Here is a 16,462-nt window from a genome sequence, read left to right as displayed (position 1 = left end):
GAAACCCCTCCTGACCTGCGTTTTTGCTTGGAGTTCCAAGTACTTTTCACTCGGACTTCCCACTACTTCGCACGGGTCGGGAACAGTCGCTGGTCACAGCACTGGTAACAGCCTGGCAGGGGGCCGGAACACCGGCACGTTATCCCGGTCACCCCGGGGACGGGAAGGGCTCGACTGGCGCAAGCGGAAAGATCGTGTGTGAGACTGACTCCGTGCGCGAAGAGGGAAAAATCACCGTTTTTCTTCTCGACGACCATGAAGTGGTCCGCCGGGGAGTTCATGAGCTGCTCTCGATGGAGGACGACATCGAGGTGGTCGGCGAGGCCGGTACGGCCGCCGACGCACTGGCGCGAATTCCGGCCACGCGCCCCGACGTCGCCGTCCTGGACGTGCGGCTGCCGGACGGCAGCGGAGTGGAGGTCTGCCGCGAGATCCGCTCCGAGGACGAGTCGATCAAGTGCCTGATGCTGACCTCGTACGCCGACGACGAGGCCCTCTTCGACGCGATCATGGCGGGCGCCTCGGGCTACGCGCTCAAGGCGATCCGCGGCGACGAACTGCTCTCGGCGATCCGTGACGTCGCGGCGGGCAAGTCGCTGCTCGACCCGGAGGCTACCGCCCGCGTCCTGGAGCGGCTGCGCGACGGAGGCAGCCCCAAGGGTGACGCCAGGCTCGCCAAACTCACCGACCAGGAGCGCAGGATCCTCGACCTGATCGGTGAGGGGCTCACCAACCGCGTGATCGGCGAGCGGCTGCATCTCGCCGAGAAGACCATCAAGAACTACGTCTCCAGCCTGCTGGCCAAACTCGGCATGGAGCGGCGCGCGCAGGCGGCCGCCTATGTGGCCCGGATGCAGGCGGGCCGGCAGCGGTGAACCGAGGCCCCGCACGGCGGAACGGGACCTACGGCCCGCGTGCGGGGGCCCGGCGCCCCTTCTCCCGGCGCTGTCGGATGCCGCAGATTGGGGGCATGCCGACCGACCAGCACATCGCCGCCGGCCTGCTCGGCCGCGTCGAGTACGGCCGGGTGGCGGCCAGCGTGCGCGCACTGCCCTTCCTGGCACCGGCCCGCCATGTCGTGGTGGGCGACCGCGTCCTGCTGAGGATGCACAGGGGCCACGGACACCACCGGGTGTGCGCGGGCAGTGTCGTCGCGTACGGCGCGGACAACCTGGGTTCCGCCCCCGCGGGCACGGAGCGGTGGTCCGTCCAGGTCGTCGGGTGGTGCGAGAGCACCGAGCCGACCGACGCCCAGCTCGAACGCTTCGGCCCCGGCCCGCTGCGCGTGGACGGCAGCCCTTTCGAGGCCGTCTACCTGGAGATCGCGCCCAGCATGGCCACCGTGCACTCCCTGGGCATCGCCATGGAGCACCCGAACGAGCACAATAAGTAATGAGCACGATACGGAGGGTCCCTCCGGTGCCCTAACATCTGGCGCGTGCCGCGCTCATCTGTTTTACCCGTTCCCTCCCCCGCACCCCCGCTGGGCGCCCTGCTGCGCCGGTACGCCGCCGGGGCACCGCTGACCTGCGAACCCGTCGCCCAGGGGCTGCTCAACCGCGGCTACCGGCTCGCCACCACCCGGGGCCGGTACTTCCTCAAGCACCACTTCGACCCCGAGACGGCCGACCCCGCGGCGATCGCCCGCCAGCACCGCGCGACCCGGCGGCTCGCCGACCTTGGCGTCCCGGTGGCCCCGCCGCTGACCGGGAAGGACGGCCGTACGGTCGCCGTGATCGGCGGCCACGCGTACGCGCTGCACCCCTGGATCGACGGAGGACACCGCGGCGGCGCCCAGCTCACTCCCGAGCAGTGCCGCCGCCTGGGCGCCCTCCTGGGGGTCGTCCACGCGTCCCTGGAGCAGGTGATGCCGCCGCGGGAGTCCGGGGAGCGGACCGAGAGCGCCGACCCCGTGGCCACCTTCGCGCTCATCGACGACCTGCTCGCCCGGGTACGCCGCCACCGCCCGGCCGACACCTTCGACGAACTGGCCCGACACCGTCTCCTGGAGCGGCGCACCCTCCTGGAACGGCACGCGGACCGGCTGCCCCCGAGGGGCGGCTCGGTGGGCTGGGTGCACGGGGACTTCCACCCCTTCAACGTGCTCTACAAAGGAAGTGCCCCCGCCGCGATCGTCGACTGGGACCGGCTCGGCGTCCAGCCGCGGGCCGAGGAGGCGGTGCGCGCCGCCGTGATCTTCTTCGTACGCCCCGCCGGCACGCTCGACCTGCCGAAGGTACGGGCCTACGCGCGCGCGTACCGCCGCTCCGCGCGGGCCACCCCGTCCGAACTCTCGGCCGCCGTGCACCGGGTGTGGTGGGAGCGCCTCAACGACTTCTGGATACTGCGCTGGCACTACGAACGCGGGGACACCCGGGCCGACCCGCAGTTCCCCGCGGCCTCCGCGCTGGCGGTGTGGTGGACCCGGGAGTACGACGCGGTGTGCGAGGCGTTCGTGGGGTGAGGCTCCGCAGGGCCTCGGACGAACGGCACGCGCGCGTGGAGCCCGTTCAACGGGCTCCACGCGCGCGTGGGCGATCGTGCAGGGGCGGCCGACGGATCAGTCCTCGGCGCCGGGCTCCCCGTTCGCGTTGCCACCGTCGGCCGCGGGTTCCGACGCGGTCGGCTCCTCCTCCGAAGGCGTCGGCTCCTCCTCCGTCTCCGTCGGAGTGGGCTCCTTGGTCGTGGGGTCGGCCGAGGGCTCGGACTCCGTGGGCGAGGGGGAGTAGGACGGCGACGGCTCGTACGACGGCGTGTAGTCCGAGTTGCCGCCCGTGCTCGTGTCCTCGTCCGTCTCCTCGTCCGTCGGCTCGTCCGACGTGTCCTCGCTCGGAGTGGTGTCCTTCTCGGTCTCCGAGGCGGTCGGCGTCGTCTTCGTGTCGCCCCCGCCACCACCGCCGCCACCGCCGTTGAGCGCCAGCGCCACTCCCGCCGCGATCGCTATCACCGCGAAGACGGCGAGGATCCACATCCTGCCGCGGCCACTGCCGTGGTTGCCGTGGCCCTCGAACCCGCCGTCGTCGCCGCCCCGGCCCGGAGGCAGGAGCGGTGACGGGATCTGGGCGGTGCCCGAGTCACCGGGGTGCGGCAGCCCGGCCGCGCCCGCGAGACCCAGCGCCGGCGTGCTCACGCCGTCGTGCGCGGTCACCGGGCCGGTGTTCCAGGTGCCGGTGTGGCCGCCCTGGTCGTACAGCATCTGCAGCCCGTACTGGACGAGGCCGCGCATCTCCTCGGCGGTCTGGAACCGGTCGTCCGGCTCCTTCGCGAGGGAACGCATGACCAGGCCGTCGAGCTCCGGCGGCGTCGCGTCCGAGACCTCGGACGGGGGCACCGGAATGTCCTGGACGTGCTGGTAGACCACCGACAGCGGGGTCTCACCGGTGAACGGGGGGCGCAGCGCGAGGAGTTCGTAGAGCAGACAGCCCGTCGCGTACAGGTCGCTGCGGTGGTCGACGGCCTTGCCGAGCGCCTGCTCCGGAGAGAGGTACTGGGGCGTACCCATGACCATGCCGGTCTGGGTCATCGTCGACTGGGCGCCGTGGAGGGCGCGCGCGATGCCGAAGTCCATCACCTTCACCGCACCGGTGTCGGTGATGATCACGTTCGCGGGCTTGATGTCCCGGTGGACGATGCCGTGCTGGTGCGAGTAGGCGAGCGCTTCGAGCACGCCGGAGACGATGATCAGCGCCTGCTCGGGCCCCGGGGCCTCGGCGTTGATCAGGAGGTCGCGGATCGTACGGCCCTCGACGAGCTCCATCACGATGTACGGGACGACCTGGTGGGGGAGGACGTCCTCGCCCGAGTCGTAAACCGCCACCACCGCATGGTGGTTGAGGCCGGCGACCGACTGGGCCTCGCGTGTGAAGCGGGCCTTCGAGGTCGGGTCCTCGGCCAGGTCGGAACGGAGCAGCTTGACCGCCACGGTCCGCCCCAGCCTGACGTCCTCGGCCGCGAACACCTCGGCCATACCACCCCGGCCGAGTCTGTGGGTCAGCCGATACCGGCCGTCCCCGACCAGTCCGCCGTTACCCCACAACTCCGGCGCATCTGACATACCGCCGCCAGTCGCCTCGGGGTCGGACGGGCCCTGAGCGCGCTGCTGCTGTGCCATCAGTCCTCGCCGTCGTTTCTGTCCGCACCGGTCGACGTAGTACGCGCGGTGGTTGTTACGGTCTCCGTCGGGCCACGCTACAGCCTCCACGCGAACCGCCGGTCCGTGATGGACCCGCTCGCGGAACCCGCGGCCGGTCCACGGGTGCACATTCTGTGCACCGGTCGTACAGCACCTGTAACGCTTCCGCGACGCTTCCTTCGCGTACGGTCACGGAACGGGCACTGAGCTTGACGTGTCAGTGCCCTCCGGCAGACTTGGCCGGAATAACACCAGAGATCACCGGCCGCGGGAGCCACATCAGTCAACTTTCGCCCGCGTGACGGCGCACTGCCGATGGGGGACGCAGAAAGATGAGCCAGGACGGGGCACACGGCCGGTACGTGGGGCGATCGGTCGCCGGCGGGCGCTACCAGCTGCGCGACCTGCTCGGCGAGGGCGGCATGGCGTCGGTGCATCTCGCCTACGACTCGGTGCTCGACCGGCAGGTCGCGATCAAGACGCTGCACACCGACCTCGGCCGTGAGCAGGCCTTCCGCGAGCGTTTCCGCCGCGAGGCCCAGTCGGTGGCCAAGCTCACGCACACGAACATCGTCTCGGTCTTCGACACCGGCGAGGACACACAGCTCGACGGCGACTCCGGTGCGCCGACCCCGTACATCGTCATGGAGTACGTGGAGGGCCGTCCGCTCGGCTCGGTTCTCGACCAGGACGTCGCCCAGTACGGCGCCATGCCCGTCGACAAGGCCCTGAAGATCACCGCGGACGTACTGGCCGCTCTGGAGATCAGCCACGAGATGGGGCTGGTCCACCGCGACATCAAGCCGGGCAACGTCATGATGACGAAGCGAGGCGTGGTCAAGGTCATGGACTTCGGCATCGCCCGCGCGATGCAGTCCGGTGTGACCTCGATGACCCAGACCGGCATGGTCGTCGGCACCCCGCAGTACCTCTCCCCCGAGCAGGCCCTCGGCCGCGGTGTCGACGCCCGCTCCGACCTGTACTCGGTCGGCATCATGCTCTTCCAACTGGTCACCGGGCGGCTGCCGTTCGAGGCGGACTCACCGCTGGCCATCGCGTACGCGCACGTCCAGGAGACGCCCGTCGCGGCCTCCTCGGTCAACCGCTCGCTGCCCCCGGCCGTGGACGCGCTGATCGCCCGCGCGCTGAAGAAGAACCCGAACGAGCGTTTCGTCAACGCGGAGTCGATGCGTGACGAGTGCCTGCGTGTGGCCCAGTCCGTCCAGGCCGTGCCCCCTAGCATCGTGCCGGGCGCGCAGACGTCCAGCGGAGCCGGTGTGAGCTCCGCGGTGTTCCCGCCGGTCGATCATGCGGCCCAGGCACCACAGGGCAACGTACAGACGCCGTACCAGCCCGGTCCCTACGGCCCGTCGACGCCCGTGCCGACCCCGGCGCCCAACCCCGCGCACGCCCCCGCTCCGTCGTACGGCTATCCGCAGCAGGGCGGCTACCCGACCCCGCACCACACCGCCGCGTACGCCCCGCAGCAGGGTCTGACGACCCCGCCGCCGTACACGATGTCCCCCCAGTCCGCGGGCGCCAACGGTGGTGGCCGCAAGAGCAACATGCCGGTGATCGTGGGCTCGATCGTCGTCGCGCTGCTCGCCGTCGGCGGGCTGATCGCCGCTCTGACGCTGGGTGGTGGCGACGACGACAAGAACAAGGCGGACGCCTCCGCCAGCGCCCGCGCCTCGGCTTCCGAGGAGGTGTCCGGACACAAGGGACCGGACACCACGAAGAAGATCGACACGACCGAGTGCACCGAGCCCGACGAGTCGTACAACGACGAGGACAAGATCAAGGTCCCGAACTTCAAGTTCAAGAACATCGAGTCCGTGAAGGCGTGCTTCCAAGCGGCGGGCTGGCAGTACGAGACCAAGCCGGTGGACGAGAACGCCTACGGCGAGGGCACGGTCATGACCCAGATCCCCGAGGCGGAGTCGGACGTCGACCCCGAGAGCATGCCCAAGATCCAGCTCTATGTGTCGACGGGCGACCCCGCCTGACCCACCGAGAAACACCCCGGGACGTCACGGGTCGTCATGGGACAGCATGAGACGTCATGACAGGGGCCCGGCATTTCTGCCGGGCCCTTTCTTCGGTTTCGCGGATACGGGTCTACAGGTACGGGCCTACAGGTACGGGCCGCCCGAACGGCCGCCCGCCCTCGGGTCCATCACCTCGTCCTCGCCGCCCGCGCCCGGCGGCAACGCCCGGCGCATCTGCTCCAACTGGGCCCTGGCCGCCATCTGCTGGGCGAACAGGGTGGTCTGGATCCCGTGGAAGAGACCCTCCAGCCAGCCGACCAACTGAGCCTGCGCGATCCGCAGTTCGGCGTCGGAAGGGATACCGTCGTCCGTGAACGGCAGGGAGAGCCGCTCCAACTCCTCGACGAGGTTGGGGGCGAGTCCGTCCTCCAGTTCCTTCACCGAGCTGGCGTGGATCTCCTTGAGCCGTACCCGGCTCGCCTCGTCCAAGGGTGCCGCACGCACCTCCTCCAGCAGCTGCTTGATCATGCTCCCGATGCGCATGACCTTGGCCGGCTGTTCCACCATCTCCGTCACCGGGATCTCTCGGGAGTCCTCGTCTCCACCGCCACCGAGAGCCATCCCGTCCTGTCCTACGACCAGGATCTGGGGGTTCTCCGGCGACCTCTCGTTCCTCGGCATCTCCATGCCGCCATTCTCTCGCACTCACACACGTCACCAGCGTGGTGCCCCCTCCAGAGCGTGATCCACCCTGTACGAACGGGCGCCCCGCGTCAGGCGGACGGTGCCGACGGGGGCGGCGGCTCCGTGGCAGCCGCCTCCGCGAGCCGCAGCAGCCGGGCCTCGCAGTGGTCCAGCCAGCGGATCTCGGCCTCCGCGCGGAAGATCAGATGCTCCAGGACGAAGAGCCGGGCCACCTCGTCGCGGTGGGCGGGCGCCTCCGCGAGCGCCCGGGCCCTGAGCCGCGTGTACGTGTGCATGGTCTCCGAGAGATACCGCCGCTGCGCCTCGACGATCGCCCGGACGTCGGCCCCCGGCGCCCCGACCGCCATGGCCAGCTTGATCGCCAGTTCGTCGCGCGGCAGGTTCGAACGCTCCACGGGCCGGATGAACCAGGACCGCAGCTCGGCCCGCCCGGTGTCCGTCAGCGCGTACAGCACGTGTCCCGCCTCGTCCGCGCCCTGCTGTACGACCAGGCCGTCCCGTTCCAGCCGGGCGAGGGTCGTGTAGACCTGGCCGATGTTCAGCGGCCAGGTCGAGCCGGTGCGCGCCTCGAACTCGGTGCGCAGCCGCGATCCGTACCGGGGACCGCGCTCCAGAAGCGCCAGCAGGCCATGACGTATCGACATACCCGACTTGTACCCCGTCCACCTGTGCACGCCACGGCTGTCACTGAACGTGACAGGGCGCGGAGGGATCAGGCACGGAGTGACAAGACGGGAGTGATACGGCACGGAGTGACAAGGCGGCCGGGCTTCCGGATGCCGGTACGGACCCGCCGTGTGAGGCTGAAGCCGCTGATCTTGGATCCTCCGTATCGGGAGGGGGTCACCGACGTGACTCCATGGCTTCGCACCCTTCGCGTGACCGGCCTGCTGCTGCCTCTGCTGGCGGGCCCCGCGTTCACGCCGTACGCCGCCGCGTACGAGCCGGTCCCCGCCGAGTCACGGGCCGGCAGCCGCGCGGGAGAGGGCCGCGAGCGCCCGGGCCGGGAGACGCCCCCGACGGACGAGGCCGACCCGTCGGCTCACCCGGACGGCGCAGAGAGCCCGGAGGGCAACGAGAACCAGGCCCGGGAGGCCTCCTCCGCGCCCCCGGAACCGCCGGCCCGCCCCGTCGACGCGCAGGAGGCGGCCGACCGCCCGGTGCGCGCCTCGGAACCCGTCCTCCAGGTACTCCCCCTGGGCACCGGCCTGGTCCTGATCGGCCTGGGCCTGGGCCTGGCGTTCCTGGCCCTACGAGCCCGCCGGGGCCAAGGCTTCTAGAGCCTGTCTGGCAACTGCGCGACCAGCCCCCGCCGGGCCGCGCCCGCCATCCGATTCCGGCCAGCCCTACTCCAGCGTGAGCAGCACCTTCCCGATGTGGCTGCTCTCCTCCAGCACCCGATGCGCCGCCGCGGCCTCACGCATGGGCAGCTCCCGGTCGACGATCGGCCGCACATGCCCGCCCGCGATCAACGGCCACACATGCTCCCGCACGGCCGCCACGATCGCCGCCTTCTCCCCGGCCGGCCGAGCCCGCAACGACGTCGCGGTGACAGCGCCGCGCTTGCCCAGCAGCGCCCCGATGTTCAGCTCCCCCTTCGCCCCGCCCTGCATCCCGATGATCGCGAGACGCCCGTTGGCGGCGAGAGCGGTGACATTGCGGTCGAGATACTTCGCCCCCATGTTGTCGAGAACGACGTCGGCGCCCGCCCCGTCCGTGGCCGCCTTGATCTCCTCGACGAAGTCCTGCTCGCGGTAGTTGACGAGCACGTCCGCGCCCAGCTCGGCGCAGAAGTCCAGCTTCGCCTTGCTGCCGGCGGTGACGGCGACCTTCGCGCCGACGGCCTTGGCCAGCTGGATCGCCATCGTGCCGATACCGCTCGATCCGCCGTGCACCAGCAGCGTCTCGCCCGGGCGCAGGTGGGAGATCATGAAGACGTTGGACCAGACCGTGCAGGACACCTCGGGCAGCGCGGCCGCCTTGTCGAGGTCGACGCCCTCGGGCACGGGCAGCAGCTGACCGGCCGGGACGACCACCTTCTCGGCGTACCCGCCGCCCGAGAGCAGCGCGCACACCTCGTCTCCGACGTTCCACCCCGAGGTACCGGGTCCGAGCGCGGCCACCCGTCCGGAACATTCGAGCCCCGGGTACGGGGACGCGCCGGGCGGCGGGTCGTAGAAGCCCTGCCGCTGCAGCAGATCGGCGCGGTTCACCGCGCTCGCCACCACCTCGACCAGCACTTCGCCCTCGCCGGGCACCGGGTCCGGGACCTCGTCCCACACCAGCGCCTCGGGCCCACCAGGTTCAGGAATCGTGATCGCTCGCATGCGGCCGAGGCTACTCCCGACAGCCCGTCACGTGGGGATTCCGCCCGCCACGTGGGGTTCAGTCCTGCCGCAGCGGGTTCATGTCCGGTGCGATCTGACTGTGCCGGCTGACCCGCACGATGGTGATCAGACGGTCCGTCAACTGCAGCTTCCCGATGGCCGGGTCGTCGTAGCCGAGCACCCGATGGCCTCGTACGACGCTCACCACCAGGTCCTCGATCTCGCGGACCCCCTTGCCGACCTCGGCCTTTATGACGGGGCGCTCGGTCATATCGAGTCCGCTGCCCTGCTGGATGAGGTCCTCCATGACCATGCCCGCGCTGGGGCTGAGCACGGAGAGCCCGAGAAGGCGGCCGGCGGCGCTCGCACTGGTGATGACGGCGTCGGCGCCGGACTGCTTCAGCAGGGGCGCGTTCTCCTCCTCACGTACGGCGGCCACAATCTTCGCCTTGCGGTTGAGCTGCCGGGCCGTCAGCGTGACGAGCACGGCGGTGTCGTCGCGCTGCGTCGCGATGATGATCTGCCGGGCCCGCTGCACCTCGGCACGGAGCAGTACGTCACTGCGCGTGGCGTCGCCGACCACCCCCGCGTATCCGTCCGCCGTCGCCGCCTCGATCACCTTGGAGCTGGGGTCGACGACCACGACCTGCTCCTTCTTCAGCCCCGTCGCGCACACGGTCTGGATCGCCGAGCGGCCCTTCGTGCCGAACCCGATGACAACGGTGTGCTCCCTCAAAGTGGTCCTCCAGCGGTTCAGTCGCCACTCCTCCCGAGTCCGTTCGGTGAGAACTTCGAGAGTGGTGCCGACCAGGATGATCAGAAAGAGCACGCGCAGCGGCGTGATCAGGAAGATGTTGGTGAGGCGGGCGCCGTCGCTGACCGGGGTGATGTCGCCGTACCCGGTGGTGGAGAGCGTGACGGTCGCGTAGTAGAAGGCATCGAGCAGGTCGACCGACTTATCGGAGTTGTCGGTGTAGCCGTCCCGGTCGAAGTAGACGATGAAAGCCGTGCCGACCAGCACCAGCAGCGCCATGAGGACGCGTCTGGTGACCTGGAACAGGGGGCGTTCCACCCGTTGGCGGGGCAGCTCCACCCGATGGGTGACCAGGCGTTCGCCCGCCTGGCGCGCGATCGCGTCGTGGCCCGGAAGTTTCACGTGAAACACACCTCGATCCCAGCCATGGCCCAGGGCAGGTCGAGGATCTCAAGTTCCTGACCCGGCCGTGCGCCGCCCGGCGGCACGACCGCGAGCGCGTCGGCCACGGCGATACCCCGCAGCATGGCCGGCCCGTTGTAGTGCAGCGGCACGGCCCGGTCCCCGCGCAGAACGACAGGAATCAACCGGGTGTCGTACGGGTGACCGTGCACGCCGTCCTGAAGGGGCAGCGTGTACGACTCCGGGGCCGCGCGTCCCGCGAGGGTGCGCAGCAATGGCTCGGCGAGCGTGAGGAGACCGGAGACAGCGGCGAGCGGATTGCCCGGCAACCCGACGAGGTGCTGGTTCTCCTTGAGGCGCGCCAGCAGCATCGGGTGGCCGGGGCGCACCTCGACGCCGTCCACCAGGAGTTCGGCGCCGAGGCGGCGCAGGATCGGGTGGACGTGGTCCACGGGGCCGGCGGCGGTGCCCCCGGTCGTGACGATCAGGTCGGCGTCGGAGCTCTTGAGGGCCTTGCGCAGGGCTTCGGCGTCGTCGCCGAGCCTGCGCACCGCGACGACCTCCGCGCCGAGCGCGCGCAGCCAGGGCGGCAGCATCGGACCGAGCGCGTCCCGGATCAGCCCGTCGTGGGGCAGGCCCTCGGTGAGCAACTCGTCGCCGAGGACCAGGACTTCCGCACGGGGGCGGGGGAGGGCGACGACGGTGTCGTACCCGGCTGCGGCGGCGAGTCCGAGAACCGCCGGGGTGACCAGCGTGCCGGGCGGCAGCAGGGGGTCGCCGGAGCGGCACTCCTGGCCGCGAGGCCGGATGTCCTGCCCGTGCAGGACATCCCGTGTCGCGTACAGCCGCTCCTTCTCGTCGGTGCGGCCGTGCTCACTGCGGATCACGGCGGAGGCGTCCTGCGGGATCCGTGCGCCGGTGGCGATCCGGACCGCCTCGCCGTCGGTGAGCCGCTGCGGCTCGTTCCGACCCGCGAGCACTCCCTCGGCCCGCACGTCCCACGGGCCGGGACCGGCGACCGCCCAGCCGTCCATCGCGGACGTGTCGAAGGACGGGAGGTCCGAGAGCGCGGCGAGCGGGGCGGCGAGGACGAGGCCCAGCGCGGCGTCCAGCGTGACGGAGACGGAGGTGTCGGGGCGGCGGGGGGCCCGCCCGGCGATGGCGCGGGCCCGCTGCCAGGGCGTGGCGGTGTGGTGCTCGGTGTGGTGCTCGGCGGTGTCCTTCCGGCTCCCGGCTCCCGGGGCCGGGGAGGGCACCGGGCGGGAGGCTCCGGTGGACCCGGAGTCGTCGTGCACCGGGGCACCGCCTTCCTTGACACTGCCTTCCTTGACCAGGGCCAGGGCCTCCTCGACGCCGAAGTCGACCTCCTCGTACTGCCCGGAGGCGGTCATCCGGCGTCCGGAGCGGCGGACCCGGCCTCCGCCGCCCAGCGCAGCGCCAGGGCCGCGGCCTTGCGGGCGGCCTCCGCGACCGCTTCGGGGCCTCCCTCGGCCCGGCCCGCCGCGTACCCGACGAGGAACGTCGTCAGCGGCGCCGCCGGACGGGCCACACCGTGGGCGGCGTCGCGGGCGAGATCGAGCAGGACGTCGGTGTCGACGTCCAGGTCGATGCCCAGTTCGTCCTTGACTGCGGTGATCCATTCATCCAACACGTGCCCATGCTCCCTGATACGTGCCCGGGCGGCGGCGATGTCGTCCCAGGTGTCGCAGTCGAAGGACGCGACGGGGTCGGTGATACGGGTCAGTTCGAGCGCGCCGGTGAGCCGCCGCAGCGGCAGACCGGCCAGTTCGCCGTGCTCGGCGCACAGAGCCGCCAGCTCGCGTCGCAGCGCCGAGCGGCGGTACGCGGCCACGAGAGGCTGGTCGCGGCCGCCGGGGTCGGTGAGCAACACGCCCTCGGCGCCGCTCTCGTGAAGGGCGGTCAGCAGCCTTCGTACCGTCTCCCGGTCCAGGAACGGCAGATCGGCGGAGAGCACGACGACGTACTCGGCGGTGGTGTGCCGCAGGCCGGCGTCCAGCGCGGCGAGCGGGCCCCCGCCGGGAGGGTCCTCTCGCGCCCACTCCACGGGGCGCGCGGTGGGCCGGGGCTCCGCGACGACCACGGTGACGGCCGCGCCGGAGCAGGCGGCGAGGACCCGGTCGAGCAGGGCGCGACCGCCCACGCGAACGCCCGGTTTGTCCGCGCCGCCGAGACGGCGGGCGGCGCCCCCGGCGAGTACGACGGCGTCATGGCCGTCCGTACCGGGTGCTCCGGAGGAACCGAACGCGTCGGAGGAACCGGGTGCGCTGGGTGGCTCGAACGCGGTCACCCCACGAGTATGGGCGCCCGATGGATCATTTCCACCCCCGCGCACAGCATGTGGACGGGGGTGGCGACGGACGGCCACGGGCTCTACGGGGCCGAGGGGGTCACAAGGTCCGCAGCAGCACCGCCGGTTCTTCCACGCAGTCCGCCACATACCGCAGGAAACCGCCCGCCGTTCCGCCGTCGCACACCCGGTGGTCGAAGGTGAGCGAGAGCTGTACGACCTGCCGCACCGCCAGTTCGCCCTCGTGCACCCAGGGCTTGGGGACGATCCGGCCGACGCCAAGCATGGCCGCCTCGGGGTGGTTGATGATCGGGGTCGAGCCGTCCACGCCGAACACCCCGTAGTTGTTCAGCGTGAAGGTCCCGCCGGTGAGGTCCGCCGGGGTGAGCGTCCCGGTCCTGGCCGCCTCGGTGAGCCGGGCGAACTCCGTGCTCAGCGACTCCGCGTCCCTGGTGTGCGCCCCCTTCACCACCGGCACGACGAGTCCGCGCTCGGTCTGTGCGGCGAATCCGAGGTGCACCTCGTCGAGCCGTACGACCTCGCGGGCCTCCATGTCGACCGTCGAGTTGAGCTCGGGGAACCGGGCCAGCGCGGCGGTGCAGATACGGGCGAGGAGCGCGAGGAGGGAGACCTTCGGGCCTCCGGCCCCGTTCATCGCCGCGCGCGCGTGCATCAGTTCCGTCGCGTCGGCGTCCACCCAGCAGGTCGCGTCGGGGATCTCGCGCCGGCTCCGCGAGAGCTTGTCGGCGACGGCACCGCGGATGCCCTTGAGGGGGACGCGGGTGCCCGGGCGGGGACCGGCGGTACCGGACGCGCGCGCGGTGGCCGGCACGGGTGCCGCCGCCGGGCTCTGCTCCGGCCGCGCGACGGCCGGGGCGGACGCACCGGTCCGCACGGCGTGCTCCACGTCCGCACGCGTGATCAGGCCGTCGGGTCCCGAACCGGCCAGCGCCCGCAGATCGAGCCCGTTCTCCCGAGCCAGCCGCCGCACGAGCGGGGAGATGACCGGCACGGGGCCGTCGGCCCGGCGCCCGGCATCGACACTCCCGCCCGCCGTCGCGGGCGCAGGCGCGACGGCGCGGGCCGCGCCGGAGGACGGGCCCGGCGCCCGGTGGCCCGGCCTCCCACCGGGCGCGGCCGGCCGTACCCTGCGGCGCCGCGCCGGAGGCGCCTGCGTGCCGTAGCCCACGAGCACGTTCCCGGAGCCCTCGTCCTCGCCTCCGGCCGCCCGTGCGCCGGCGGCCGGGGCGTCGAGGGCGGACGGCCCGAGGCCCGCCGCGTCGAAGTCCGGTGTGCCAGGAGCCGGCGCTCCCACCGCGACCGTCAGCAGCGGGGAGCCCACGGGCAGTTCGGTGCCCTCCTCGCCGTAGCGGGCCGTGACCACGCCGCCGTACGGGCAGGGGACCTCGACCATCGCCTTGGCCGTCTCGACCTCCACGACGGGCTGGTCGACGGCGACGACATCGCCGACCTGGACGAGCCAGCGGACGATCTCGGCCTCGGTGAGCCCCTCACCGAGGTCGGGCAGCTTGAACTCCAAGACCTGGGCCATCAGCTCTGTGCCTCCCACTGCAGCCGGGCCACCGCGTCCAGGATCCGGTCGACGCCGGGCAGATGGTGCCGCTCCAGCATCGGCGGCGGATACGGGATGTCGAACCCGGCCACGCGCAGCACCGGCGCCTCCAGGTGGTGGAAGCACCGCTCGGTGACCCGCGCGGCGATCTCCCCGCCGGGCCCGCCGTAGCCGCCCGACTCGTGCACCACGACGGCCCGGCCGGTGCGGCGCACGGACGCGGCGACCGTCTCGTCGTCGAAGGGCACCAGGGAGCGGAGGTCGACGACCTCCAGGTCCCAGCCCTCGGCCCGCGCCGCGTCCGCGGCCTCCAGGCAGACGGGCACCGACGGCCCGTACGTGATGAGCGTGGCGCTGCGGCCCGGCCGGCGGACCACCGCGCGGCCGATCGGTTCCACCGACTGCGGCTCGTCGGGGTTCCAGGAGTCCTTCGACCAGTACAGCCGCTTGGGCTCCAGGAAGACGACCGGGTCGTCGGAGGCGATTGCCTCACGCAGCAGCCCGTACGCGTCGGCGACCGTCGCGGGTGTCACCACATGCAGCCCCGGAGTGGCCATGTAGTACGCCTCGGAGGAGTCGCTGTGGTGCTCCACCCCGCCGATGCCGCCGCCGTAGGGCACGCGCACGGTCAGGGGCAGCGGCATCGCCCCGCGCGTGCGGTTGCGCATCTTCGCCACGTGCGAGATCAACTGCTCGAAGGCCGGGTACGCGAAGGCGTCGAACTGCATCTCCACGACCGGCCTGAGCCCGTACATGGCCATGCCGACCGCCGTGCCGAGGATGCCCGCCTCGGCCAGCGGTGTGTCCGTGACCCGGTCCTCGCCGAACTCCTTCGCGAGGCCGTCGGTGACACGGAAGACACCGCCGAGGGTGCCGACGTCCTCACCCATCACATGGACGGTGGGGTCGTCGGTCATGGCGTCGCGCAGGGCCCGTCCGAGGGCCTGCGCCATGGTGGCCGGCTTCACCGCGACGGTGGTCATCGCGTGTTTCCTTCCGGCCCGTGCGAGTGCGCGTCCGCGTCCTCGTCCTCGTGGTGGCGCGCCTCGGCGTCCAGCTCGGCGCGCAGCTGCGCCTCCTGCTCCAGGAGATGCGTGGTGGGCCGGGCGTAGACGTGCGCGAACAGGTCCATGGGGTCCAGGACCGGGTCCTGGTTCATGCGCTCGCGCAGGTCCGCGGCCATCGTCTCGGCGTCCTCGCGCACGGCGCGCACACCGTCCTCGTCGAGCAGTCCGCGCTCGGTGAGCTCGTGCTCCATGAGGGCGATCGGGTCATGGGCCCGCCAGGCCTCGACCTCCGTGTCCTCGCGGTAGCGCTTGTCGTCGTCCGCGTTGGTGTGCGCCTCCATGCGGTATGTCACCGCCTCCACGAGCGTCGGGCCGAGACCCGCGCGCGCGTGGGCGATCGCCTCGCCGAGGACCTCGTGCACGGCGGCGGCGTCGTTCCCGTCGACCAGCCGGCCCGGCATTCCGTACCCGACGGCCTTGTGGGCCAGTGAGGGGGCGGCGGTCTGCTTGGCAAGCGGGACGGAGATGGCGAAGCCGTTGTTCTGGACCAGGAAGACCACCGGGGCCTGCCAGACGGCCGCGAAGTTCAGCGCCTCGTGGAAGTCGCCCTCGCTGGTGCCGCCGTCGCCGACCAGCGCGAGCGCGACCACGTCGTCACCCTTGAGGCGGGCTGCGTGCGCGAGGCCCACCGCGTGCGGGAGCTGGGTCGCCAGGGGCGTGCACAGCGGGGCGATGCGGTGCTCGTGCGGGTCGTAGCCGGTGTGCCGGTCGCCGCGCAGGAGCGTCAGCGCCTGGACGGGGTCGAGGCCCCTGGCGACCGCCGCGAGGGTGTCCCGGTAGCTCGGGAAGAGCCAGTCGCGCTCTTCGAGGACGAGAGCGGCGGCGACCTCGCAGGCCTCCTGGCCGGTGGAGGAGGGGTAGACCGCGAGACGGCCCTGCTTGGTGAGGGCGGTGGCCTGCGCGTTGTACCGACGGCCCCGTACCAGCTCCGCGTACAGCCGGCGCAGCAGATCCGGGTCGACCCGATCGGCCGCCCGGGTGCCGAGGACGCGATGGGGCAGCGCGTCGGGCAGCAGCGGCGCGGGGTCGGTTCGTGGCTGCCAGGCGGGCGGGGGCGTCGGCCGGTACGCGCCTCGCTGCTCCATGACCGTCATGTCGGCACCTCCTCGTGGGAGTCGCTTCGAGAGGCCCGCCGAGAGTGACGCGCCTCACCTACCGATTGTTCGGTCGTCGGCACATTTTGGCTACAGGCACCGTCAGGCTGTG

General features: G+C 71.8%; 15 protein-coding genes. 5 read left to right on the top strand and 10 right to left on the bottom strand.

The genetic code is table 11. From position 1 onward, the window contains the following. Positions 1–212 precede the first annotated feature (212 nt). The 3 genes from ACH4DZ_RS14215 to ACH4DZ_RS14205 all read left to right on the top strand — a co-directional run bounded on the left by ACH4DZ_RS14215 (position 213) and on the right by ACH4DZ_RS14205 (position 2,464). On the top strand, positions 213–875 hold the full coding sequence (locus tag ACH4DZ_RS14215) for a response regulator (RefSeq protein ID WP_398287341.1): 663 nt from the start codon (positions 213–215) through the stop codon (positions 873–875). Positions 876–970: 95 nt separating this feature from the next. Continuing rightward, on the top strand, positions 971–1,393 hold the full coding sequence (locus tag ACH4DZ_RS14210) for a pyridoxamine 5'-phosphate oxidase family protein (protein ID WP_398287340.1): 423 nt from the start codon (positions 971–973) through the stop codon (positions 1,391–1,393). 45 nt (positions 1,394–1,438) lie between these two features. Beyond that, entirely contained in the window at positions 1,439–2,464 is a 1,026-nt protein-coding gene (locus ACH4DZ_RS14205; RefSeq protein ID WP_398287339.1) for a phosphotransferase, read from the top strand. 96 nt (positions 2,465–2,560) lie between these two features. On the opposite strand, the gene ACH4DZ_RS14200 is transcribed toward ACH4DZ_RS14205, so the two are convergent. Then, positions 2,561–4,111 carry a protein kinase gene (locus ACH4DZ_RS14200; protein ID WP_398287338.1) on the bottom strand — a complete coding sequence of 517 codons (1,551 nt, stop codon included), beginning with the start codon at positions 4,109–4,111 and terminating at the stop codon, positions 2,561–2,563. Between the two features lie 353 nt (positions 4,112–4,464). On the opposite strand from ACH4DZ_RS14200, the gene ACH4DZ_RS14195 reads away from it, so the two are divergent. Beyond that, the gene (locus ACH4DZ_RS14195; protein ID WP_398287337.1) at positions 4,465–6,138 is read left to right on the top strand and encodes a protein kinase; all 1,674 of its coding nucleotides are present in this window, start codon (positions 4,465–4,467) and stop codon (positions 6,136–6,138) included. Positions 6,139–6,264: 126 nt separating this feature from the next. On the opposite strand, the gene ACH4DZ_RS14190 is transcribed toward ACH4DZ_RS14195, so the two are convergent. Both ACH4DZ_RS14190 and ACH4DZ_RS14185 read right to left on the bottom strand, forming a co-directional pair. Continuing rightward, on the bottom strand, positions 6,265–6,807 hold the full coding sequence (locus ACH4DZ_RS14190) for a bacterial proteasome activator family protein (RefSeq protein WP_398287336.1): 543 nt from the start codon (positions 6,805–6,807) through the stop codon (positions 6,265–6,267). A gap of 86 nt (positions 6,808–6,893) precedes the next feature. Then, a complete protein-coding gene (locus ACH4DZ_RS14185) occupies positions 6,894–7,469 on the bottom strand; it encodes a PadR family transcriptional regulator (protein ID WP_398287335.1) in 576 nt (191 codons plus the stop codon). Positions 7,470–7,676: 207 nt separating this feature from the next. Here ACH4DZ_RS14185 and ACH4DZ_RS14180 point away from each other — a divergent pair, with 207 nt between their 5' ends. Then, positions 7,677–8,105, top strand: a complete 429-nt coding sequence (locus tag ACH4DZ_RS14180) for a hypothetical protein (protein WP_398287334.1) — start codon at positions 7,677–7,679, stop codon at positions 8,103–8,105. A 66-nt stretch (positions 8,106–8,171) separates the two neighbouring features. Here the strand turns inward: ACH4DZ_RS14180 and ACH4DZ_RS14175 are convergent, their stop codons facing one another. The 7 genes from ACH4DZ_RS14175 to pdhA form a co-directional block, all read right to left on the bottom strand. Beyond that, the gene (locus tag ACH4DZ_RS14175) at positions 8,172–9,152 is read right to left on the bottom strand and encodes an NAD(P)H-quinone oxidoreductase (protein ID WP_398287333.1); all 981 of its coding nucleotides are present in this window, start codon (positions 9,150–9,152) and stop codon (positions 8,172–8,174) included. Positions 9,153–9,210: 58 nt separating this feature from the next. Further along, entirely contained in the window at positions 9,211–10,317 is a 1,107-nt protein-coding gene (locus tag ACH4DZ_RS14170) for a potassium channel family protein (RefSeq protein ID WP_398287332.1), read from the bottom strand. Further along, a complete protein-coding gene (locus tag ACH4DZ_RS14165; RefSeq protein WP_398287331.1) occupies positions 10,305–11,699 on the bottom strand; it encodes a molybdopterin molybdotransferase MoeA in 1,395 nt (464 codons plus the stop codon). Before ACH4DZ_RS14165 ends, ACH4DZ_RS14170 begins: the two co-directional genes overlap by 13 nt. Next, positions 11,696–12,616, bottom strand: coding sequence for an NTP transferase domain-containing protein (locus ACH4DZ_RS14160; protein ID WP_398287330.1), 921 nt, complete (start codon positions 12,614–12,616; stop codon positions 11,696–11,698). Before ACH4DZ_RS14160 ends, ACH4DZ_RS14165 begins: the two co-directional genes overlap by 4 nt. Before the next feature lie 100 nt (positions 12,617–12,716). After that, complete coding sequence (locus ACH4DZ_RS14155) at positions 12,717–14,168, bottom strand: dihydrolipoamide acetyltransferase family protein (RefSeq protein ID WP_398287329.1); 1,452 nt, start codon at positions 14,166–14,168, stop codon at positions 12,717–12,719. Then, entirely contained in the window at positions 14,168–15,172 is a 1,005-nt protein-coding gene (locus ACH4DZ_RS14150) for an alpha-ketoacid dehydrogenase subunit beta (RefSeq protein ID WP_398287328.1), read from the bottom strand. Before ACH4DZ_RS14150 ends, ACH4DZ_RS14155 begins: the two co-directional genes overlap by 1 nt. Next, positions 15,169–16,350 (bottom strand): pyruvate dehydrogenase (acetyl-transferring) E1 component subunit alpha, encoded by a 1,182-nt coding sequence (gene pdhA, locus ACH4DZ_RS14145; RefSeq protein ID WP_398287327.1) that lies wholly within the window; start codon positions 16,348–16,350, stop codon positions 15,169–15,171. The genes ACH4DZ_RS14150 and pdhA overlap by 4 nt, the downstream gene beginning before the upstream one ends. Positions 16,351–16,462 lie beyond the last annotated feature (112 nt).

The sequence above is a fragment of the Streptomyces sp. NPDC017991 genome (assembly GCF_044328075.1).
Classification (GTDB): Bacteria; Actinomycetota; Actinomycetes; order Streptomycetales; family Streptomycetaceae; genus Streptomyces.
The sequence above is the reverse complement of the archived record's forward strand: the minus strand, read 5'-3'. Positions and strand labels throughout refer to the sequence as shown.